The sequence below is a fragment of the Streptomyces sp. NPDC015242 genome, assembly GCF_043079125.1.
In the GTDB taxonomy this organism is placed as follows: domain Bacteria; phylum Actinomycetota; class Actinomycetes; order Streptomycetales; family Streptomycetaceae; genus Streptomyces.
In genome coordinates this window covers 132,891-153,331 of the sequence record NZ_JBIBUF010000004.1, presented here as the reverse complement: position 1 = coordinate 153,331, position 20,441 = coordinate 132,891, and the positions used below count along the sequence as shown (strand labels likewise).

The following is a 20,441-nucleotide window of genomic DNA, read 5'->3' as shown; positions in this document are numbered from 1 at the left end:
GCGACGGTGGCCGGCCGGTGTACCGGCCGGCCCGCACGCGGCGCCGGGTGTCAGCTCAGCGTGACCTGCCGGTTGGTGAGTCCGCCGCGCGCCCGGCGCTCCTCCGCCGTCAGCGGAGCGTCCGTTGCCAGAGCCGCCGTGAGGCGCTCGGCGAACTCGGCCGCCGGCTTCTCCACGTCCTCGGCCGAGACCCCGCTCGGCAGGTCCCACACGGGCACCGTGAGCCCGTGAGCGCGGAAGGAGCCGACCAGGCGGGTGCCCTCACCGAGGCTGGAACGGCCCGCCGCGTGCAGCCGCGCGAGAGCGTCCAGAAGCTGCTCCTCGGGGTGCGGCATGACCCACCGCAGGTGGTTCTTCTCCGGCGTCTCGCACCAGTACGCGGCGTCCACGCCCTGGAGCTTGACGGTCGGGATGGCCGCGGCGTTGGCCCGCTCCAGGGAGGCGGCGACCTCCGGCGTGGCGTTCTCCGCGTCCGGCACCCAGAACTCGAAGCCGCTGTGCACTTCTGGCTCGAAGGTGCCGTCCGGGTCGAGCAAATCCTGCAGTCGCGGACCGTCCGCCGGGGCACGGCGGCCCTGCACCGGCGTGCCCGGCTCCGCTTCCAGGGCGCGCAGCAGGGTGTCGGCGAGGTCGCGGCTGATGTCGCCGGAGGAGGTGTCGTTCTGCAGGCCGAGCAGGACCGAGCCGTCGTCGCGGCGGAGCGCGGGCCAGGCCATCGGCAGGACCGTGGCCAGCGTGACCGCGGGGACGCCCTCGGGCAGGCCGTCCTTCAGGGGCAGTGCGACGGTGGCCGCCGGGACCAGCTCGCGCAGGGCGACCCAGTCGCACTCGCCGGGCAGGCCCTCGAAGGGGCGGCGGACCAGCTCGGTGACGGCGTGGGCGGCGGCCCGGCCGTGACAGGCCTTGTAGCGGCGGCCGCTGCCGCAGGGGCAGGGTTCGCGGGCGCCGACGACCGGAACGTCTCCCTCGGTGCCGACGGCGCCGGCCCCGCCCGTGGTCTGCGGGCGCTTGGCCTTCGTCTGGGGTCGCTTCTTGGCCATCGATGGGTCTCCCGGTTACGGCTCGTCTCGTACGGTCGGGAGCCTAGCCGTTCGTGCCCCGGGGGACGGGGTCCTGTGGACGACGCCGGGTCCCGCGCGCGTTACCGGGGCCGATCCTGGCCGGGTCAGGGCCGTTCCGGGGTCAGTCCAGGTCGTCGAAGGCGTCCGCGAGGTCGAGCCCGGGTATGCGGGACACGGCCGGGGCGGTGACGCGGCTCGCGAAGTCGTCGCGGCGGTGACCGGCGTCGGGGTCGTGGACGTCGCCGTGGACGACGACCCAGACCGTGACCTCGCCGCGGACGTCGTCCCGGACGCCCCAGTCGTCGGCGAGCGCGGTGATGATGTTCAGCCCGCGGCCGCCGTGCGCCGTGACCGACGGGGTCGCGGGGGCGGGGCGGGTCGGGCCGCCGCCGTCCGTGACCTCGACGATGAGCCGTCCGGCCGGGTCGACGCGCCAGGCGGCGCGGACGTCGCCGTCACCGGAGAGGGCGTCGCCCAAGGGTCTGCCGTGCTTGCACGCGTTGCTCAGAAGCTCGGAAAGGATCAGTACGGCGTCGTCGATGACCGATTCCGCTACGCCGCCGCTGCGCAACTGCGCCCGCATGCGGTGCCTCGCCCGTCCCACGCCCGCAGGGCCATGGGGTACGGCCATGCTCGACGACGTGGGCACCTCCTGTGCCACCACCAACGCCACCCCCGAGACCTCCTTCGCCCCACGCCACGGTGTGGATGCCCCATTGGCCTGTACCGGAAACCGGCCAATCCACGTCCGGTGACGCACTCACCACGATCGAATACGGTCCGAACGCGCCGGAGCACTCCCGGTGACGACGTGGCTGGAAATCATCGGTGTGGCCGAGATGGGAGGATCCCGTCTGTCAAGGCGTGGGTCAAGGGGTGTGCGGGTGTCCGGTGGGACGTGCGGGGTGCGCCGGGCGGTCCGGGCGGTCAGCGGCCGAGCTGATCGAGGACCGCGCGCGGGCGGTTGGTGATGATGGCGTCGACGCCCAGGCGGACGCACAGGTCCACGTCCTGGGGGTCGTTCACGGTCCACACGTGCACCTGGTGGCCCGCCCGCTTCAGGCGCTCGATGCTCGCGGGGTGGCTGCGCACGATGCGCACGGAGGGGCCGGCGATCCGCACGCCCAGCGGCAGCCGCCCGTCCCGCAGGCGCGGGGTCACGAACTGCGTCAGGTGAACCGTCGGCAGGGTCGGCGAGGCGGCGCGCACGCGGTGCAGCGAGCGGGCCGAGAAGCTCATCACCCGGACCTGTGACTCCTCGGCGGAGGCGGGGGCGTCGAGGCCGAACCGCTTCAGCAGCACCAGCAGCCGCTCCTCGACCTGGCCCGCCCAGCGGGTGGGGTGCTTGGTCTCGACGGCCAGCTCCACCCGGCGCCCGGCGTCCGCGACGAGTTCCAGCAGCCGCTCCAGGGTGAGGACGGACGTCGCCTCGCGGTCCTCCGGGCGGTGCTCCCAGTCGGGTTCCTCGTCGCGTCCCTTCCAGGCGTCGCGCGTCTTCCAGGAGCCGAAGTCGAGGGCGGCGAGGTCGGCGAGCTCCAGGGCGGAGACCGCGCCGCGGCCGTTGGACGTACGGTTGACACGGCGGTCGTGCACGCACACGAGGTGGCCGTCGGCGGTCAGGCGCACATCGCATTCGAGGGCGTCGGCGCCGTCCTCGATCGCCTTGGTGTAAGCGGCCAGGGTGTGTTCCGGGGCGTCTTCGGAGGCCCCACGGTGGGCGACGACTTGGATCGGATGCTGACGTGCGTGGGTCACCGCGTCATGGTGCCACCACGCGGGGGTACGCGTCCGGTCGAACGGACTCGACGGATGCGCGGGTCCGGACGGAGGCACTGGAATTGCATCCCTTTCGTCAGTAATGCCCTATATAAAGAATGGCTCCGGACCCACAGCCACCGCTTATGGTGCTCTGACGGCCGGTGGGAAAAGCTGACGGCATACAAAGGGACAAGCACAGCTGCGTCGCACCGGACCGTCGACCGGCGCGAAGAGCGTGACCGAGTGCGACCCAGGACACCAGCCGTGGATCGAGGAGAGAAGCTGTGAGCACCGAGAACGAGGGCACCGCGGTACCCCCCGCCCCGTCCGCACCCCCCGTGCCGGTGGACACTCCCGCTGCTCCGGCGCCGCAGGGGTCGTACGGACCGGACGCGTCGAACCCGTCGCCGTACGGCCAGGACGCGCACCGGCCGCCGCACGGCCAGGACGCGCCCGGTGCCGCCGGCGGGTCAGGTGTCTCGTCCTCCGCCCCGGACCCCTCCTGGCCCCCGCCCCCGCCGCCGGCCGGCCCGCACGGCGACGGCGGCTCCGGGCAGGGGCCGGGCGGCTGGGGCGCGTCGTACCAGCCGCCGGCGCCGAAGTCCGGCCGCGGGCGGGGCGGTCTGGTCGCCGGGATCCTGGTGGCCGCGCTGGTCGCGGGCGGCCTGGGCGGCGGCCTCGGCTACACACTGGCGAAGAACAACGACGACAGCACCGGCTCGACCACGGTCTCCGCCTCCACCAGCGGCGGGGACGTCAAGCGCGACCCGGGCACGGTCGCGGGCGTGGCCGCCAAGGCCCTGCCGAGCACCGTCACGATCGAGGCCGAGAGCACCAGCGGCGAGGGCGGCACGGGCACGGGCTTCGTCTTCGACAAGCAGGGCCACATCGTCACCAACAACCACGTGGTGGCGGACGCGGTGGACGGCGGCAAGGTCACGGCGACGTTCCCCGACGGCAAGAAGTACGACGCCCAGGTGGTCGGCAACGCGCAGGGCTACGACGTCGCCGTCATCAAGCTCAAGGACGCCCCCGGCGACCTCAAGCCGCTCACCCTCGGCGACTCCGACAAGGTGGCCGTCGGCGACGCGACCATCGCGATCGGCGCCCCCTTCGGCCTGTCCGACACGGTGACGACGGGTGTCATCAGCGCCAAGAACCGCCCGGTGGCCTCCAGCGACGGCAGCGGCAGCCAGGCGTCGTACATGAGCGCCCTGCAGACCGACGCGTCGATCAACCCGGGCAACTCCGGCGGTCCGCTGCTGGACGCGCAGGGCAACGTCATCGGCATCAACTCCGCGATCCAGTCCACCGGCAACGGCGGCTTCGGCACCGGCCAGTCCGGCTCGATCGGCCTGGGCTTCGCCATCCCGATCAACCAGGCCGAGTACGTCGCGCAGGAGCTGATCCGGACCGGCAAGCCGGTGTACGCGAAGATCGGCGCGTCCGTCTCCCTGGACGACAGCTCCGACGGCGCGCAGATCACAGACCAGGGCGCGGGCGGCGCGGCACCGGTAGAGCCGGGCGGCCCGGCCGCCAAGGCGGGCCTGAAGCCGGGCGACGTCATCACCAAGCTCGACGGCCACCCGATCGACTCCGGCCCCACGCTGATCGGCGAGATCTGGACCCACAAGCCGGGCGACAGGGTCACGATCACCTACGAGCGGGACGGCAAGCAGCGCACCACCGAGGTCACGCTGGGCTCCCGCGTCGGCGACAACTGACCCCCACCCGCCCGCACCGACCCGTTACCCTTGTCCCCGCGCCGCCGATCACGGCAGGCGCGGGGAGGTGTGCCCGAGCGGCCTAAGGGAACGGTCTTGAAAACCGTCGTGGCAGCGATGTCACCGTGGGTTCAAATCCCACCGCCTCCGCTTGCTGAGCAGTGAGTACGGCCCCTGACCCGGGTTCCCGGTCGGGGGCCTTTCCTGTGCGGTGCCGATCCGGCGGCGCATGTGAGTACCCGTACTCATGTGCGGTGCCGGCCGTGGCGCGACGCTGGTCGCATGCGGGCAGGGGAGTTCCGGTGAGGCGGGGGGACGGGCCGTCGGTCGGGCGGCAGGCCGGGGTCGGTGCGGCGCTGCTCGTCGTCGACTTCGTGGTCATCGCCTGGTCGGTGTACGCCGTCGGGATCGCGGGATGGGCCGACGGCTACGAGAGCGACGGGGTCGCACGGACCGGTGCCTCGCGGGTGGCGTCGCAGGCCGCGTGGCTGCTGGGCGGCGGCGCGGTGGTGACGGGCGGTGGCCTGCTCGCGCTCGGCTGGCGCATCCCCGGTGTCGTGCAGTTGCTGGTCCTCGGAGGCGGGGCGCTGCTGGTGTCCTCCGCGGGCGCCGGGTGGTAGCGGGCGGCGGCGTAGCATGCCGGTCGTGGAGCGAGAGATCTTGGAGACCGTCGTGCCGGCGAGGCCGTCGTGGGTCCGCGTCCCACCGTCTTCGCGCGCGGAGAAGTGAGCGCGGCCCCCACGGCCCCTGAAGCGGTGAGCCGGCGCATCGTCGTCGTCACCGCCGTGCACGGGCCCCATGCCCGCTTCCTGCCGGAGGCCTACGCGTCGCTGTGCGCCCAGCGGCTGCCCGCCGGGTGGGGCTGGCACTGGGTGATCCAGGAGGACGGGGAGGGCGACGGGGTGCGGCCGTACGTGCCCCGGGACCGGAGGGTGACGTTCCGGCAGGGGCGGGGCGGTGGGCCCGGGGTGGCCCGGACCATGGCGCTGGCGCACGTCCAGGGCGCCTACGTGAAGGTGCTGGACGCCGACGACCGGCTCGCGCCCGGGGTGCTCGCGCGGGATCTGGCGGTGCTGGAGGGCGACCGCGGCCTCGGCTGGGTGACGTCCCGGGTGCTGGATCTGATGCCCGACGGGTCGACGGTCGGGTTCCCCGGCGATCCCGACGAGGGGGTGATCGAGCGCGGGGACGTGCTGGAGCGCTGGAAGGCCGACGGGTACCTCGCCCCGGTCCATCCGGCCTCGCTGTTCGTGCGGCGGGAACTGCTGCTCGCGCTCGGCGGCTGGATGGCGCTGCCCGCCTCGGAGGACACGGGCCTGCTGCTGGCGCTGAACGCCGTGAGCCGGGGCTGGTTCTCGGGGGAGGTGGGCCTGCTGTACCGGAAGTGGGAGGGGCAGGTCACCGGGAAGGCCGCGCACATGGAGCGGGGCGAGCGCGCGGCCCGGATGGCCGTGGTGGAGACCAGGGCCAGAGCCCTGTCCCGGCTGCGGTGGAGCTTCGGCGCGGACCTATGACAGGAGGCCGGAGTCCGGGTCGGCCGGGGGTGTGGGGGCCGGGGTGAGGCGCGTGTACCACTCCGTGCCGAGCAGTGTCTCCCGTTCGCGGGCCGGCAGCGCGGCGATCAGGCCCGGGGCGGCTCCGCGCGCGACCTCCGTGCGGTGGGCCAGGATCGCGGCGACCTTGCGGTCCAGCCAGGGCCTGACGTCGACCGTGGTCGTGACGTGCGCGTCCGGGACCGTGAACATCGGCTTGCCCGTGGGGGTCGGGAGCCCGGCCCAGGCGCGGAGGGCCGAGTGGGGGTGCGTGGCCAGGTACAGGGCGCTCGGCCGCCAGGGAGCACCGGCGTCCGGGTAGAGGCGTTCGAGGCCGGCGGCGTGGACGGCGAGCAGGGTCACCCGGTGGGTGTGCACGTGGTCCTCGTGGCCGGTCGGTCCGCCGTACGCGTCATGGGTGAGCACGATCCGCGGGCGGAACGCGCGCACCTGCGCGACCAGTTCGCGCACCGTCTCGTCCAGCGGGGCGTCGAGCAGGCGGGGCCGGCCCGGGGCCGAGCGCGGGACGCGGGAGTCGGCGTACCCGGGCATCCGGGGCGGTCCGGCGCCGAGGATCCGCAGGGCCTCGGCCAGTTCCGCGGCGCGCGGGGTGTCCGGCGCCCAGGTCGCCGTGACGACCGCCGTGCGCGCGCCCGCCGCCGCGTGCCGGGCGAGCACGCCGCCCGCGGCCAGGGACTCGTCGTCGGGGTGCGCGAAGACCGCGAGCAGGCCGGGGAGCGGCATCCGCCCTCGCTACGGCTGGTCCGGCGCCTGCGTCCCGGTGACGCTGATCGCCTGGCTCGGGCACCTCTCCGCCGCCTCCAGGACGTCCGGGTCGCCCCCCTCGGTCCGCTCCCGGCCCGGGCGCACGACGCCGTATCCGTCGACGAAGTCGAAGACCTCCGGGGCCCGGTGGACGCACTCGGCGGATCCGTAGCAGAGATCGCGGTCGACGGAGACCTTCATGACGACCTTCATGACCCTTTGTCCCCCTCCGGACGGTGTCACGAGCCGTGGGCATCAGCAGGTGCCTGCCCCACGGGCCTCCGGTTGAACCGCCCGGCTCGCACGGGCCGCCGTCGTGGCGGGCCGGTGCACGACCCGGCGGCGCGGCCGTGACCGGCGGTGCGTCGGGCATCCAGGGGTGGGAAGGTGCGGTCTGCGGAGCCGGGTGACGCGGTCGGCGGGGTTGGGGGGCGCCGCCCTCAGGGGAGGATCACCACATCGTCCGACACCGGTCCCTCCCCTCGTGGGGACCGGTGCCGAACGGTGGAGTCACCGTCGTCCGACTCGGATGGAAGCTGACCGGATGGGTGCGTTTGCTGAGTCCGGATCCTGCCATTTCCGGCCGTGGACGAGGAGGTTCCGGGGTCAGGGGAAGGGTATTGCCGCAGGTCAGCCATATAGAGTGAGTTTTCCGGACCGGACGTCGGACGTCCCGCGCGACGAGTGAGGAGTGGAGACCTTGAGTTCCGACTCGGGGGCACGCACCGCCTTCGCGGAACGCCTCGCGCTGCTGTACAAGGAAGCAGGCAACCCTCCACTCAAACGCGTGTCCGAGTCGGTCGGACGGCTCCAGCGGGTCGACGAACGCGGGCGGCCCGTGCGGGTGTCCGCCCAGCGGATCAGCGACTGGCGGCGGGCGCGGAACGTGCCGGCTCAGTTCACCGCCCTCGCCGCGGTGCTGCACGTGCTGATCCCGGAGGCGCGCCGCGCGCGGCCCGCGCCGGTCTCCCCGGGCCTGTACGACCTCGCGCAGTGGCAGCGGCTGTGGGAGCGCGCGGTGGCCGACCCGGTCGGCGACCGTCCCGCGGCGTCCGCGGCGGAGGAGCGGCCCGCGGCCGAAGTGCCGGCCGCGCCCGGCTGGGTGTGCCCCTACCGGGGGCTGGCCTCCTACCGCCGGCAGGACGCCCGGTGGTTCTTCGGCCGGGAACGCAGTACGAACGCGCTCGTCGCCCAGCTCCGTGCGGTGGCCGGCACGGGCGGGCTGGTCATGCTGGTCGGCGCGTCGGGGGCGGGCAAGTCCTCGCTGCTGAACGCCGGTCTGGTGCCCGCCCTGCGGAACGGCGCGCTGAGCGAGGGCGACGGGAGCGGTGCGGGCGGGGACTCGGGCGGCCAGGTCGGCCCGGGCGGCCCGGGCGGCAGGGGTGGTCCCGGCGACCGGGGTGGCACGGCCGGTCCGGCCGGTCCGGGCGGTCCGGGCGGCCCGCGCGACAAGGGTGGCGGGGGCAAGGACGGCGAGGGCGGCGACCGCGCCGACGGCCCGGGCCGCGCGGAACCCGTACCCGTCGTGCAGTTCGTGCCGGGCGGTGACCCGCTGGCGGAGCTGGTCCGGCGGATCCCGGATCTGGAGCCCGTCGTCCCGGTGCCCTCCGTCCTGGCGCCCTCCGTCCCGGTTCCGGGCGAACCGGACGAGGCCACGCCGGACGGGACCGAGGCTCCGCCGGCCGGGACCGGCGCCGCGCAGGCCGGGACCAGGGCCACGCCGGCCGCGACCGAGGCCGCGCAGGCCGGGACCACTGTCACGCGGGGCGCGACCGAGGCCGCGCAGGCGGCGGAATCAAACGCTCACCTTCCAGCGGAATCCCGCACGCCCCTTCCAGCGGAATCCCGCACGCCCTCTCCAGCGGAATCCCGCCCTCCCCGCCCGTCGGAATCCCGCATTCCCCCCTCCCCGGACGCTCCCTCCCCGGACGCTCCCTCCCCGGACGCCGTCCGCGCCGCCGTCACCGCATGGGCCGAACGCGAGGCACCCTCCGGTGCCCGTCCGGTCGTCATCGTGGACCAGTTCGAGGAGACGTTCACCCTCTGCCCCGACGAGGCGGAGCGGCGCGCCTTCGTCGAGGTCCTGCACGCCGCCTGCACACCCGCCGTGCCCGGCCGGCCGGCCCCGGCGGTCGTCGTCCTCGGCATACGCGCCGACTTCTACGAGCGCTGCCTGCGCTATCCCGAACTCGCCGACGCGCTCCAGCACCGCCACATGGTGCTCGGGCCGCTCACCACCGCCGAACTGCGCGAGGCGGTCACCGGCCCGGCCAAGGCCGTCGGGCTGGAGCTGGAGCCGGGGCTGGCGGAACTCATCGTCCGGGAGGTCAGCGCCGACGGACCGCGCGGGGCGCACGACGCCGGCGTGCTGCCGCTGCTGTCGCACGCCCTGCTCGCCACCTGGCAGCGCAGGAAGGCGGGTCGGCTGACGCTGGCGGGCTACCGCGCGGCCGGGGGCATCCAGGGCGCGGTCGCGGCGACCGCCGAGCGGGCCTGGTCCCGGCTCGACCCCGCGGCCCGCACGGCGGCCCGGCTGCTCCTGCTCCGGCTGGTCAGACTGGGCGAGGACACCGCGGCCACCCGCCGCCGAGGCACCCGGCGGCAGCTCGCGGACGAGTCCAGCGACCCGGGCAAGACCGAGGAGTCCCTCGAAGCGCTGGTCCGCGCCCGGCTGGTGACGCTCGACGCGGAGACTGTGGAGATCACCCATGAGGCGCTGCTGCACGCCTGGCCGCGGCTGCGCGACTGGATCGACGAGGACCGGCAGGGCAACCTGCTGCGCCAGCGCCTGGAGGAGGACGGCCGGGCCTGGGAGGAGTCGGGCCGCGACACCTCCCTGCTCTACCGGGGGTCCCGGCTGGAACAGGCCCACACCTGGGCGAGGTCCGCCGGGGACACCTTCCTGACCCGCAGCGCGGTGGAGTTCCTGGCCGCCTCGGTGCGGCTGCGCCGGCGCTTCCTGTGGATCACCCGGGGCGCGGTGGCGGCCCTGGTCGCGCTGGCGGTGCTGGCCGTGGGCTCGGCCGTCATCGCGTTCAAGCAGCGCGACGACGCCGTCTTCGAGCAGGTCCTGGCCCAGGCCGACCGCGTCCAGGACACCGATCCCTCGCTCTCCGCGCAGCTCGACCTGGTCGCCCACCGGCTGCGGCCGGGCGACGAGGGCGCCAGCAGCCGCCTGATGTCCATCGTCAACGCCCCGCTCGCCACGCCCCTCATCGGGCACACCGGCGCCGTGTACCTCACGACGTTCAGCCCGGACGGCACGACCCTGGCCACCGCCAGCTACGACCGGACCGTGCGGCTGTGGGACGTGACCGACCCCCGGCGCCCCGAGCCGCTGGGCGGCCCGCTGACCGGCCACACGAGCTGGGTGAGCAGCGCGGTCTTCAGCCCGGACGGCCGGACGCTGGCCAGCGCCTCCGACGACGGCACGGTCCGGCTGTGGGACGTGACCGACCCGTCCCGTCCCCGGCCGCTCGGCGCTCCCCTGACCGGCCACGACGGCACGATCTACCTCATCGCCTTCAGCCCGGACGGCCGGACGCTCGCCTCGGCGAGCGACGACCGCACCGTCCGGCTGTGGGACGTCTCCGACCCGCGCCGGCCCCACGAACTCGGCGAGCCCCTGACCGGGCACACGGCCGCCGTGCGGTCCGTGGCCTTCGCCCCGGACGGCCGGACGCTGGCGGCGGGCGGCGACGACGGCACCATCCGGCTGTGGGACGTGTCGGACCGGGCCCGTCCGCGGCGGCTCGGCGGGCCGCTGACCGGCCACGGCGCCCTCGTGCACACCGTGGCCTTCAGCCCGGACGGCCGCACGCTCGCCAGTGGCGGCGAGGACAACACCGTCCGCCTGTGGAACATGGCCGATTCTCGTCGCCCGGAACAGATCGGAGCGCCGCTCTCCGGCCATACCGGCCCGATCTGGTCGGTGGCGTTCAGCCCCGACGGCGCCATGCTCGCCGCCGCCAGCGCGGACAGCACCGCGAGCCTGTGGAAGGTCAGCGACCCGGAGTACCCGTCGCAGGTGGGCGGGCCGCTGGCGGGCAGCAGCGGGGAGATGTACGCGCTCGGCTTCAGCCCCGACGGGCGCACCCTCGCCACCGGCACGGGCGACAACAAGGTCCGTCTGTGGGCGGTGCCCAGGTCGGACATGACCGGCCGGACGGGCTCGTTCCGTCCCGACGGCCGGGTGCTCGCGACGGCCGGGCGGGACGGCCGGGTCCGGTTGTGGGACGTGCGCAGGCCCGGCAGCCCGGTGCGGATCGGTGAGCCGTTCCGGCCCGGGAAGGACGGCGTGCGCACGCTGGAGTTCTCCCCGGACGGCCGGACCGTCGCGGCCGTGACGGGCGACCGGACCGTGCGGCTGTGGAACCTGGAGGATCCGGAGCACCCCGTTCCGTACCGCTCGTCCATCCCCCTGCGCATCCGGTACGCCGACCCGCTGGCCTTCAGCCCGGACGGGCGGGTGCTGGCCACCGCTCACGACGACCGCACGATCCGGCTGTGGGACATCGCCGACCCGTCCCGTCCCCGGCCGCTCGGCGCGCCCCTGACCGGCCACAAGGGCTATGTGAACTTCCTGGTCTTCAGCCCGGACGGCCGCACGCTCGCCAGCGGCAGCGCGGACGGCACGATCCGGCTGTGGAACGCGGGCGACCCCGGCCGGATCACCCTGATCGGCACGCCCCTCAGGGGGCACCGGGGAGCCGTCAACGCCCTCGCCTACAGCCGTGACGGCCGTACGCTGGCCAGCGCGGGCGACGACACCTCCGTCCGCCTCTGGGACGTGGCGGATCCCGCCGGCGCCGCCGAGCGCGAGCGCCTCACCGGCCACACGGAAGCGGTCGTGTCCCTCACGTTCAGCCGGGACGACCGCACCCTGGCCAGCGGCGGCAACGACAGCACGGTCCGGCTGTGGGACGTCTCCGACCCCTCCGACGCCACCGCGATCGGCCAGTCGATGAGTCCCGGCGCCGAGACCGGCAACTTCCTGGCGTTCAGCCCCGGCAGTCATCTGCTCGGGGTCTCCAGCGGAGCCGACACCATCCGGATCTGGGACCTCGACGTCGAACGGGCGGCGGACCGCATCTGCGCGATGACCCGGGGCGTGCTGACCCCGGACACCTGGCGCGAGTACCTCTCCCGCCTCTCCTACGATCCGCCCTGCGACGAGTGAGCCCGTGAGCCCGGTTTTGCCCAACAGGCAAGTTCCGTGAGGAAGTTGAGTGAGACGAGTCACAAGTCAGACGTTTCAGCGGCCAGTCGGCTCGTCGTGCGCAAGCGCTTGTTACCCTTGGCCATAGCTCGACCGCTGGTGCATCCCCCGTCGCCAGCGGTCGGGCCTTTTTTCAGCGCAGGCCGAGCCGCATCAGGACCCGGGGATGCCCGGCCAGGACCGAGGTGGTGGCCGCCGCCCAGGTGAAGCCGGCGCGTTCGAAGTTCTTCCGCAGACCGGCGTAGGCCATCGTCAGATCGACCTTGGCGTCGCCGTTGTCCAGGGGATACGCCTCGATCGCCGGTGCCCCCTGGGCGCGGGCGAAGTCGACGGCGCCGGCGATCAGGGCGTGGGAGATGCCCTGCTTGCGGTGGCCCGGTCGGACCCGGACGCACCACAGGGACCAGACGGGCAGGTCGTCGACGTGCGGGATCTTGCGGTTGCGGGCGAAGGAGGTGGCCGCGCGGGGGGCGACGGCGGCCCAGCCGACCGGTTCGTCACCGTCGTAGGCGAGCACGCCCGGGGGCGGGTCGGCGCGGCACAGCTCGGCGACGTAGGCGCCGCGGGCCGGGCCGCGCAGTTCGTTGTTGAGCTTGGACGGGATCCGGTAGCTCAGGCACCAGCAGACGTTGGCGTCCGGTGACTTGGGGCCGAGCACGGCGCGGACGTCCTCGAAGTCCGTGGCGGGGCGCACGTCGATGCTCATGCCCTCACGATGCCACGCGCCGCGCGGCCGTGCCGCCGGATCAGGCCCGCGGCGGGGAGACGGCCTGGCTGAAGGCGGTGTAGAACGGCTGGGCCATGCCCGCGAGGGCCGAGGCGCCCTGCGCGAACGGGGTGAGCGGGTCGATCGAGCCGGACCGGCCGCCCCCACCCCCGCCGCCGCCCTCGGCGGCCAGGGCGGGCGCACCGCCCTGGAGGGCGACGAGGACGAGCAGCAGCACAGCGGCACGGGGAAGCAGACGAGTTCGCATGCTCGCTTCAACGAACCGCCTTCTCCCAGGTCACCGGGGTGCGGTCAGTGTGATGGGCGTACCGCCGAGGCCGCCCGCAGCAGCCGGAGCTGGCCGATCTCGCTCACGTTCTTGGTGAGTTCCGTGTTCACCCAGGCCACCATGTGCGCGACCGTGTACCGGGGATCGTCCCGCCACGGGAACGGTGCCGTGGCGTCCAGGTCGGCGTCCGCGAGGCCGTCCAGGACCGACAGCCAGGCGGTGCGCAGGTCGCGCAGCCACGTGACGGTCGCGCTGCCCGCGCCGGGCCAGGCGATGTCCGCCCGGTCGCGGGGCGGGCGGCCCCGGGCGTGGTCGAGGGTGACGCTCCACCACCAGCCGATGTGCCAGCTCACCCAGGCGATGGTGGGCACCGGCACGGGGTCGGGTTCGGTGTCCGCCCAGTCCGGGACCCAGCTGCCGTCGGCGGCCCGGCGCAGCGTCCAGCAGTGCGGCACCGGCTCCCAGAGGAAGTCCTCCGGCTCCAGCCGCTCCAGGTGGTACTCGAACAACGACCAGGTCGACTCGAACTGCTCGCGCAGCAGTTCCCCGCGGGAGACGCTCATCGGACGACCCTACGCAACGGTCCGGGCGTCCCGGGCCAGTCCCGCCCAGTCGAGGTCCCGCAGCGCGGGCTCCGCGTCGCAGCCGGACGGCAGGCGGGTCGTGGCCTGGAACCAGACGACGACCAGGCGCGAGCGGTAGATGACCGGGTCGCGGCCGGGGTCCAGGGCCGTGGACTGGAAGGTGCCCAGGCAGGCCACGGCCGGCAGCATCTCCACGGGCCCGAGGCCGCCCGCGTACTGGTCGGGGTACTCGCGCACGGGCGGCACCAGGTGCACGGGTGTGCCGGGATGGGCGCGCTCGGCGGCACCCACCAGTCGGGCGATGCGCAGGTCGTTCACCGGTCTGCAGGGATAGCCGGCCGGCAGGCCGCCGTAGGTGGAGGAGAAGCGCAGCTCGGCGAGGTCGACCGAGCGGCCGGAGGCCAGGACGAGGCGGGCGAGCGCCATGGCCGGCGGGTTGGCGTGCGAGTGCATGGGGGTCTTCCGGTGCTCAGGGACAGGGCTCGGGTCACGGCCGGTGTCCCGTCATCCGGGCCGCCGAGGCGATCGTCGCCCGGGCCTCACGCTCGGTCAGACCGGTGGTGAGGGCCGCCTCGACCAGGGGGACCACGAGCGCCGGGCCGATGCCGTCCTCGTAGGCCCGGCAGGCCGCCCAGAACAGGCGGGTGTTGCGCTGGCCCTCGTGCGCGGCCAGGACGAACTGGACCAGGCCCTCGCCGTGCCCGCCGGCCGCGGTGGGTGTGGCGTGGCGGGTGCGGGGCGGCGGGAGCAGCAGCCGCAGCAGGGAGCGCGGGCAGCGGGCGGGGGGCAGGTGGGCGGTGCCGGGCGCGGCGGCGTACACGCCCCGGTCCGTGCGGGAGCCGGGGCCGACGAGGTAGCCGCCGGCGCCCCGGATGTCGATGCCGGGAGCGAGGCGGCCCGCGGAGTTGGGGACGACCGCGTCGGCCGGGCCGCTCAGCCACAGGTGACGCCCGCCGGACGGGGTCAGGACCACCACCGTCGGGGGGATCGTGAACAGGTGCCGCAGGGCCAGCTCGCGCAGGGCGGCCGAGGAGTCCGTGCCGGTCTTCACGTCCAGGTCGACGCCGATCAGATGGTGCGGGGGCAGGCCGCAGGCGATGCCGTAGCCGGTCGCCCAGGGTGCGGCGGCGAACAGCTCGCGGATGCGGGCCGGGTCGCTGGAGGCGTCGTACACCCCGTGGCCGAGGCGGCCGCACGCGCCGTGGCAGGGGGAGGGGGCGGGGTCGTCGCGGTGGGGGGAGCGCAGCGCGGGCAGCTTGGTGCGCGACAGGGGGATGACGGCGAGCCCGCGCTCGGCGGCTGACAGGGCGTGTGCGAGGGCCAGCGTCGTGGCCTGCCGGTCGGTGGTGGCCATGACTCTAGTTTCGTACACGCATTCGAAAAAGGAAAGAGGAGGCGGCCGCGACGCGCCGGAGAGGCGTGCGGTGCCCGAAAGGTGCGGGAACGCTTCGTCCCTTGCGGCACCTGGGTCCGAACGCCCCCTTGTGTCCTCGTTCGGTACGGAAGTGGCGGGAAGGGGTTTATCGACTTGTCATCACGCTTGCGTGCGAATCGCGGCTTCCGGGGTGGTTCGCCGGGGATTCGGTGGGCAACTCTGGACTCGCGACGTCGCGCAGAACGCCAGGGCGGCCGGCCAACTTCCCTGGTGAGAGCAGCACTTCGCGCACCGGCGGTGACCGGCCGGTGCGCACGGTTCCGAAGTCCTGGAGGGACAACACCATGGCAAGCATCCGTACCGCCCGCGTCATCGCCGCCGTCTCCGCCCTTCCGCTCGCGGCCGCCCTCTTCACCGGGGTCGCGACGGCGGACAACGGCGCCTTCGCGGACAACGGATCCATCGCGTCCGTCACCGAGGCCGAGCAGGGCATCCTCGGCAGCGGCGTCGGCGGTGACAACTTCGGCAACGCGGCGACCACCCAGCAGCAGGCCGTGGGTGAGGGCGCCTCGAACCAGAGCAACACCGCCCAGGTCAACGGCTCGGCGTTCACGGCCGTCAACCAGGGCAACGCCAACACCGCCGTCAGCTTCGCCCCTCTGTGGTGGTGAGCCGGGCGGGCCGGTGCGGCGGTACCGGCCCGCCGTCGGGATGGGTGTGCTTCGTGGGGTGACAAGCGTCTGAGCGGCGGTGCTCCGGTACCGCCGCACAGGCGTGTTCCGACCACTCCACGTCGTTCGACCCGCAGGGGTGATCCCGCAGTACGCCGGGTCCGCCGCTCCACCTACAGGAGGTGCAGCCACCCCCACCCCTACAACCTGAGGGGGACCCCGCTTCGGGACCTGCGGCCGATCCGCCGGGCATCGCCCCGCTCATAGCGTGGAGCCATGACCACACTCGTCTGCACGAGCGCTTCGAAGGCGGCCGCACCCACGGCGCAGACCCTTCCGTACCCGTCGTTCTCGTCGTACGTCAGGGCCCGCCGGCCGGTGCTCCTGCGTACCGCCCGCTCGCTCACGGGGAATCCGAGCGACGCGGAGGACCTGCTGCAGACCGCGCTCACCAAGACGTACGTCGCCTGGGAGCGCATCGAGGACCACCGCGCCCTCGACGGCTATGTGCGCCGGGCGCTGCTGAACACCCGGACCTCGCAGTGGCGCAAGCGCAAGGTCGACGAGTTCACCTGCGGCGAGCTGCCCGAGCCGGACCCGGTGCCCGGCGGCGACGACCCGGCCGAGCAGCAGGCGCTGCGTGACGCGATGTGGCGGGCGATCATGCGGCTGCCCGCCAGGCAGCGGGCCATGGTGGTCCTCAGGTACTACGAGGACCTCAGCGAGGTGCAGACGGCCGAGGTGCTCGGTGTCTCGGTGGGCACGGTGAAGTCGGCGGTGTCACGCGCCCTGGCCAAGCTGCGCGAGGACGCCGAACTGGGGCTCGTCCGTCAGTGAATCCCGCGGTGACCTGCGGCGGTCCGTCTCCCGCGGTCCCTGTGGGTGTGACCGTCGGTAGTCCCAGGTGGAAAGCCCGGCCGGGCGCCGTCCTGACCCGCTGTGAGCCGGCCCGCCCGCATGGCGTGATGTGATCGATCGCCCGGTCCTAGTGACATACCGCGTGGTATGTGCGCAGAATCAGCGCAACCTTTACCACCGCGTAGGCAATGTCGCCCCGGGAGGACGCCGTGCTGAGCACCATGCAGGACGTACCGCTGCTGATCTCGAGGATCCTGACCCACGGGTCGACGATCCACGGGACATCACAGGTGACCACGTGGACCGGTGAGGACGAACCGCACCGCCGCTCCTTCGCGGAGATCGGCGCCCGCTCCGCCCAGCTGGCCCACGCACTGCGCGAGGACCTCGGCGTCACCGACGACGAGCGCGTGGCCACGCTCGCCTGGAACAACGCGGAGCACGTCGAGGCGTACTTCGCGATCCCGTCCATGGGCGCGGTCCTGCACACCCTGAACCTCCGCCTCCCGCCCGAGCAGCTGGCCTGGATCGTCAACCACGCCGCCGACCGCGTGATCATCGCCAACGGTTCGCTGCTCCCCCTGCTCGCCCCGCTGCTGCCGCACCTGAAGACCGTCGAGCACGTGGTCGTCACCGGCCCGGGCGACCGCTCCCTGCTCGCCGGGGCCACCGCGCGGGTCCACGAGTACGAGGACCTCATCGCCGGCAAGCCCACCTCCTACGACTGGCCCGAGCTGGACGAACGCCAGGCCGCCGCCATGTGCTACACCTCCGGCACCACCGGCGACCCCAAGGGCGTGGTCTACAGCCACCGCTCCATCTACCTGCACTCGATGCAGGTCAACATGGCCCAGTCGATGGGCCTGACCGACGAGGACACCTCGCTGGTCGTGGTCCCCCAGTTCCACGTCAACGCCTGGGGCCTGCCGCACGCGACCTTCATGACCGGCGTGAACATGCTGATGCCGGACCGCTTCCTGCAGCCCGCCCCGCTCGCCGCGATGATCGAGGGCGAGAAGCCGACCCACGCCGCCGCCGTCCCGACCATCTGGCAGGGCCTGCTCGCGGAGCTGACCGCCCACCCCCGGGACGTCTCCTCCCTCACCCAGGTCACCATCGGCGGCTCGGCCTGTCCGCCGTCGCTCATGGAGGCCTTCGACAAGCTGGGCATGCGGGTCTGCCACGCCTGGGGCATGACGGAGACGTCCCCGCTGGGCACGGTGGCCCGTCCGCCCGCCTCGGCCGTCGGCACGGACCAGGAGTTCGCCTACCGCCTGACCCAGGGCCGCTTCCCGGCCGGCGTCGAGGCCCGGCTGACCGGGCCGGGCGGTGAGCGCCTCCCCTGGGACGGCGAGTCCGCCGGCGAGCTGGAGGTCCGCGGCGCGTGGATCGCGGGCGCCTACTACAACGGCCCGGACGCCGAGCCGCTGCGCCCCGCCGACAAGTTCAGCGAGGACGGCTGGCTCAAGACCGGCGACGTCGGCACCATCTCCCCCGACGGCTACCTCACCCTCACCGACCGGGCCAAGGACGTCATCAAGTCCGGCGGCGAGTGGATCTCCTCGGTGGAGCTGGAGAACGCGCTGATGTCCCACCCGGACGTCGCCGAGGCCGCCGTCGTCGCCGTCCCCGACGACAAGTGGGGCGAGCGCCCCCTGGCCACGGTGGTCCTCAAGGAGGGCTCCACCGCGACCTTCGAGACCCTGCGCGCCTTCCTCGCCGAGGAGGGCAAGATCGCCAAGTGGCAGCTCCCGGAGCGCTGGACGGTCATCGAGTCGGTCCCGAAGACCAGTGTCGGCAAGTTCGACAAGAAGGTGCTGCGCCGGCAGTACGCGCAGGGCGAGCTGGACGTCACGTCCCTCGCCTGACCGCACGGACGGAGGAAGCCCCCGGCGACGACCGCCGGGGGCTTCCTCCGTCGCGGGCGGCTTCCCGCCCGCCTCACCGTCGTCCCGCCGCTGTGGCGGACTTCCGGCGCTCTTACCGTCGCGACCAGCTGAGCCCCCACCCGAGGACCAGCCAGACCGCGGCGACCCCGCACACCCCGCCCCAGCCGACGTGGCTGTACGCGGCCCCGGCGAGGGCCGAGGCGGCGGCGCCGCCCGCGAAACCGGCGACGACGTAGGCCGTGTTGGCGGTGGCCGGGGTGGCGGTCGCGGTCAGGGCGAGGGTCTGGTTGGCGACGTGCGAGGCGACCAGCGCCGCGTGGATCAGGACGGCGGCGGCGAACAACGCCACCAGGACGTGCCCGCCCAGCCAGAACAGCGGCACCGACACGGCGGCCAGCAGATACGCGGACCGCACGACCCGGGCCGCGCCGAACCGGTCCACGAGCCCGCCGGCCAGCGGTGCCACCGCGGTCGCCGTCAGCCCGAACAGCCCGAAGAGCCCGGCCGTCGCGGTGGACAGCCCGTACGCCGGTCCGGTCAGCAGCAGCGCGAGCGACGTCCACAGCGCGCTCCAGGCGCCGAACATGCCGGCCTGCCGCAGGCACGCCCGCCACAGGTCCGGCGAGCCGCGCAGCACCGACGGCAGGGCGGCCAGGCCGGAGAACAGCGAGCCCGTCCCGCGCCGCCGCGAGGGCAGGACGGACGCGGTGGCGAGCCCGAGGACGAGCGTCAGCACGGCCGCGCCCGCGAAGACCCAGCGCCAGCCGAAGGCCTGACCGGCCAGGCCGCCCAGCACCCGGGCCGCGACGATCCCGGTGAACAGGCCCGCGATCACGGCCGCGACATGCAGGGCGCGCCGGTCGGCGGGGGCGCGTTCGGCGACGAGCGGCACGAGCAGCTGCGGCACCACGGTCGCCGCAGAGGCGACGAACACGGCCACGGCGAGCGCCCCGACGCCCTGCGCGGCCGCGCTGGCGGCCAGTGCGGCGGCGGTCACGAGCGTGAGCCCGGCCACCAGCCGGCGCCGGTTCGCGCAGTCGCCGAGCGGGGCGAAGAACAGCAGGCCGACGGCGTAGCCGAGCTGCGCGACCGAGGCGATCCAGGCGACGGCCGAGGGCGCCGAGCCGAAGTCGCGGGCCATGAGCGAGAGCAGCGGCGCGGCGAGGTAGATGTTGGCGGCGGTCACCGCGCTGCACACGGCGATCAGCGTGAGGAAGAGACCGGGGGCGGGGGTGCGGTCCTGCCGCGCGGAGGCCTTACGGCGGGGCGGGGTCGTGGTCGCTGTCGACATGAGGGGAGGACTCCTTGGAGCCGGCTCTAACAACTAACTGGTTGGTTGGACATCTGCGGAACAGCATGGGCGGCTCGTTCATTCCTGTCAACCAAACAGTTGGTTACCTGGCGCGCTACCCTCTCCCCATGGCAGCAAGGGACCCCGAGGCCACCAAGGCCCGGATCTTCGAGGCGGCGGTCGCCGAGTTCGCCCGGCACGGCATCGCGGGCGCCCGCATCGACCGCATCGCCGCCGAGGCGAAGGCCAACAAACAGCTCATCTACGCCTACTTCGGCAACAAGGCGGAGCTGTTCGCGATCGTCCTGGAGCGCAAGATGCTCCACCTCGCCGAGGCCGTCCCCGTCGACGCGGACGACCTGGAGGGCTGGATCGACCGCCTGATGGACTACCACGCCGCCCATCCCGAGCTGCTGCGCCTGCTGTTCTGGGAGGGCCTGGAGTACGGCAGCACCGAGCTGCCCCACGAGTCCGACCGCCAGGAGCACTACCGCCGCAAGGTCGCCGCCCTCGAGGACGGCCAGGACCGTGGCGTCGTCACCGACGCCCTCCCGGCGGCCGACCTGCTCTTCCTGCTGACCGCCCTGGCCAACTGGACGGCCGTCGTCCCGCAGATGCGGCGCATCCTGGTCGGCGACGACGAGACCGACCGGGACCGCCTGCGCGCCTCGGTCAAGGAGGCGGCCCGCAGGCTCACCGCCCGCTGACCGCCGGACGCAC

Annotated in this window: 19 protein-coding genes and 1 tRNA gene; 9 read left to right on the top strand and 11 right to left on the bottom strand. The window is 73.9% G+C overall.

All coding sequences use genetic code 11. The features are described from left to right. Window positions 1-50 precede the first annotated feature (50 nt). The 3 genes from ACF07N_RS15330 to ACF07N_RS15320 form a co-directional block, all read right to left on the bottom strand. Window positions 51-1,040, bottom strand: coding sequence for a DUF5926 family protein (locus ACF07N_RS15330; RefSeq protein WP_383341951.1), 990 nt, complete (start codon window positions 1,038-1,040; stop codon window positions 51-53). Between the two features lie 142 nt (window positions 1,041-1,182). Continuing rightward, window positions 1,183-1,821: an ATP-binding protein gene (locus ACF07N_RS15325; RefSeq protein ID WP_383327593.1), complete on the bottom strand. Its 639-nt coding sequence runs from the start codon at window positions 1,819-1,821 to the stop codon at window positions 1,183-1,185. Between the two features lie 167 nt (window positions 1,822-1,988). After that, on the bottom strand, window positions 1,989-2,816 hold the full coding sequence (locus ACF07N_RS15320) for a glycerophosphodiester phosphodiesterase (protein WP_392112659.1): 828 nt from the start codon (window positions 2,814-2,816) through the stop codon (window positions 1,989-1,991). A gap of 287 nt (window positions 2,817-3,103) precedes the next feature. On the opposite strand from ACF07N_RS15320, the gene ACF07N_RS15315 reads away from it, so the two are divergent. From ACF07N_RS15315 to ACF07N_RS15300, 4 genes are all read left to right on the top strand, one after another. After that, window positions 3,104-4,543, top strand: coding sequence for a S1C family serine protease (locus ACF07N_RS15315; RefSeq protein WP_392112656.1), 1,440 nt, complete (start codon window positions 3,104-3,106; stop codon window positions 4,541-4,543). Between the two features lie 63 nt (window positions 4,544-4,606). Further along, window positions 4,607-4,693, top strand: a tRNA-Ser gene (locus ACF07N_RS15310). Between the two features lie 152 nt (window positions 4,694-4,845). Next, window positions 4,846-5,163 carry a hypothetical protein gene (locus tag ACF07N_RS15305; RefSeq protein WP_392112653.1) on the top strand — a complete coding sequence of 106 codons (318 nt, stop codon included), beginning with the start codon at window positions 4,846-4,848 and terminating at the stop codon, window positions 5,161-5,163. Window positions 5,164-5,298: 135 nt separating this feature from the next. Then, complete coding sequence (locus tag ACF07N_RS15300; protein ID WP_383327605.1) at window positions 5,299-6,057, top strand: glycosyltransferase family 2 protein; 759 nt, start codon at window positions 5,299-5,301, stop codon at window positions 6,055-6,057. On the opposite strand, the gene ACF07N_RS15295 is transcribed toward ACF07N_RS15300, so the two are convergent. Beyond that, window positions 6,052-6,819 carry a PIG-L deacetylase family protein gene (locus tag ACF07N_RS15295; protein ID WP_392112650.1) on the bottom strand — a complete coding sequence of 256 codons (768 nt, stop codon included), beginning with the start codon at window positions 6,817-6,819 and terminating at the stop codon, window positions 6,052-6,054. The genes ACF07N_RS15300 and ACF07N_RS15295 overlap by 6 nt on opposite strands. Before the next feature lie 9 nt (window positions 6,820-6,828). After that, window positions 6,829-7,041 carry a ferredoxin gene (locus ACF07N_RS15290; RefSeq protein ID WP_383327791.1) on the bottom strand — a complete coding sequence of 71 codons (213 nt, stop codon included), beginning with the start codon at window positions 7,039-7,041 and terminating at the stop codon, window positions 6,829-6,831. 499 nt (window positions 7,042-7,540) lie between these two features. On the opposite strand from ACF07N_RS15290, the gene ACF07N_RS15285 reads away from it, so the two are divergent. Further along, window positions 7,541-12,019: a hypothetical protein gene (locus ACF07N_RS15285; protein ID WP_392112647.1), complete on the top strand. Its 4,479-nt coding sequence runs from the start codon at window positions 7,541-7,543 to the stop codon at window positions 12,017-12,019. 172 nt (window positions 12,020-12,191) lie between these two features. Here ACF07N_RS15285 and ACF07N_RS15280 read toward each other — a convergent pair whose 3' ends face one another. The 5 genes from ACF07N_RS15280 to ACF07N_RS15260 are packed head-to-tail and all read right to left on the bottom strand — an operon-like array spanning window position 12,192 to window position 14,991. Continuing rightward, window positions 12,192-12,764, bottom strand: coding sequence for a GNAT family N-acetyltransferase (locus ACF07N_RS15280; RefSeq protein ID WP_392112645.1), 573 nt, complete (start codon window positions 12,762-12,764; stop codon window positions 12,192-12,194). A gap of 40 nt (window positions 12,765-12,804) precedes the next feature. Beyond that, window positions 12,805-13,032 carry a hypothetical protein gene (locus ACF07N_RS15275; protein ID WP_392112642.1) on the bottom strand — a complete coding sequence of 76 codons (228 nt, stop codon included), beginning with the start codon at window positions 13,030-13,032 and terminating at the stop codon, window positions 12,805-12,807. Window positions 13,033-13,076: 44 nt separating this feature from the next. Beyond that, window positions 13,077-13,616, bottom strand: a complete 540-nt coding sequence (locus ACF07N_RS15270) for a DinB family protein (protein WP_392112639.1) — start codon at window positions 13,614-13,616, stop codon at window positions 13,077-13,079. A gap of 9 nt (window positions 13,617-13,625) precedes the next feature. Next, complete coding sequence (locus ACF07N_RS15265; protein WP_392112636.1) at window positions 13,626-14,090, bottom strand: hypothetical protein; 465 nt, start codon at window positions 14,088-14,090, stop codon at window positions 13,626-13,628. Window positions 14,091-14,124: 34 nt separating this feature from the next. Beyond that, a complete protein-coding gene (locus ACF07N_RS15260) occupies window positions 14,125-14,991 on the bottom strand; it encodes a bifunctional DNA primase/polymerase (protein WP_392112634.1) in 867 nt (288 codons plus the stop codon). Between the two features lie 365 nt (window positions 14,992-15,356). Here ACF07N_RS15260 and ACF07N_RS15255 point away from each other — a divergent pair, with 365 nt between their 5' ends. The 3 genes from ACF07N_RS15255 to ACF07N_RS15245 all read left to right on the top strand — a co-directional run bounded on the left by ACF07N_RS15255 (window position 15,357) and on the right by ACF07N_RS15245 (window position 18,409). Further along, the gene (locus ACF07N_RS15255; protein WP_392112631.1) at window positions 15,357-15,683 is read left to right on the top strand and encodes a hypothetical protein; all 327 of its coding nucleotides are present in this window, start codon (window positions 15,357-15,359) and stop codon (window positions 15,681-15,683) included. A 276-nt stretch (window positions 15,684-15,959) separates the two neighbouring features. After that, window positions 15,960-16,520 carry a SigE family RNA polymerase sigma factor gene (locus ACF07N_RS15250; protein ID WP_392112628.1) on the top strand — a complete coding sequence of 187 codons (561 nt, stop codon included), beginning with the start codon at window positions 15,960-15,962 and terminating at the stop codon, window positions 16,518-16,520. Between the two features lie 209 nt (window positions 16,521-16,729). Continuing rightward, window positions 16,730-18,409 (top strand): long-chain fatty acid--CoA ligase, encoded by a 1,680-nt coding sequence (locus ACF07N_RS15245; RefSeq protein ID WP_383342028.1) that lies wholly within the window; start codon window positions 16,730-16,732, stop codon window positions 18,407-18,409. 112 nt (window positions 18,410-18,521) lie between these two features. Here ACF07N_RS15245 and ACF07N_RS15240 read toward each other — a convergent pair whose 3' ends face one another. Continuing rightward, complete coding sequence (locus ACF07N_RS15240; RefSeq protein ID WP_392112625.1) at window positions 18,522-19,721, bottom strand: MFS transporter; 1,200 nt, start codon at window positions 19,719-19,721, stop codon at window positions 18,522-18,524. Between the two features lie 128 nt (window positions 19,722-19,849). Here ACF07N_RS15240 and ACF07N_RS15235 point away from each other — a divergent pair, with 128 nt between their 5' ends. Next, the gene (locus tag ACF07N_RS15235; RefSeq protein WP_383342034.1) at window positions 19,850-20,428 is read left to right on the top strand and encodes a TetR family transcriptional regulator; all 579 of its coding nucleotides are present in this window, start codon (window positions 19,850-19,852) and stop codon (window positions 20,426-20,428) included. Window positions 20,429-20,441 lie beyond the last annotated feature (13 nt).

What these genes read in the sequence shown, in the direction of transcription:
- ACF07N_RS15280 (WP_392112645.1), bottom strand. Translation starts at nt 12,764, where the DNA reads ATGAGCATCGACGTGCGCCCCGCCACGGACTTCGAGGACGTCCGCGCC.
- ACF07N_RS15330 (WP_383341951.1), bottom strand. Translation starts at nt 1,040, where the DNA reads ATGGCCAAGAAGCGACCCCAGACGAAGGCCAAGCGCCCGCAGACCACG.
- ACF07N_RS15235 (WP_383342034.1), top strand. Translation starts at nt 19,850, where the DNA reads ATGGCAGCAAGGGACCCCGAGGCCACCAAGGCCCGGATCTTCGAGGCG.
- ACF07N_RS15250 (WP_392112628.1), top strand. Translation starts at nt 15,960, where the DNA reads ATGACCACACTCGTCTGCACGAGCGCTTCGAAGGCGGCCGCACCCACG.
- ACF07N_RS15245 (WP_383342028.1), top strand. Translation starts at nt 16,730, where the DNA reads ATGTCGCCCCGGGAGGACGCCGTGCTGAGCACCATGCAGGACGTACCG.
- ACF07N_RS15270 (WP_392112639.1), bottom strand. Translation starts at nt 13,616, where the DNA reads ATGAGCGTCTCCCGCGGGGAACTGCTGCGCGAGCAGTTCGAGTCGACC.
- ACF07N_RS15265 (WP_392112636.1), bottom strand. Translation starts at nt 14,090, where the DNA reads ATGCACTCGCACGCCAACCCGCCGGCCATGGCGCTCGCCCGCCTCGTC.
- ACF07N_RS15275 (WP_392112642.1), bottom strand. Translation starts at nt 13,032, where the DNA reads ATGCGAACTCGTCTGCTTCCCCGTGCCGCTGTGCTGCTGCTCGTCCTC.
- ACF07N_RS15240 (WP_392112625.1), bottom strand. Translation starts at nt 19,721, where the DNA reads ATGTCGACAGCGACCACGACCCCGCCCCGCCGTAAGGCCTCCGCGCGG.
- ACF07N_RS15290 (WP_383327791.1), bottom strand. Translation starts at nt 7,041, where the DNA reads ATGAAGGTCTCCGTCGACCGCGATCTCTGCTACGGATCCGCCGAGTGC.
- ACF07N_RS15295 (WP_392112650.1), bottom strand. Translation starts at nt 6,819, where the DNA reads ATGCCGCTCCCCGGCCTGCTCGCGGTCTTCGCGCACCCCGACGACGAG.
- ACF07N_RS15260 (WP_392112634.1), bottom strand. Translation starts at nt 14,991, where the DNA reads ATGGCCACCACCGACCGGCAGGCCACGACGCTGGCCCTCGCACACGCC.
- ACF07N_RS15255 (WP_392112631.1), top strand. Translation starts at nt 15,357, where the DNA reads ATGGCAAGCATCCGTACCGCCCGCGTCATCGCCGCCGTCTCCGCCCTT.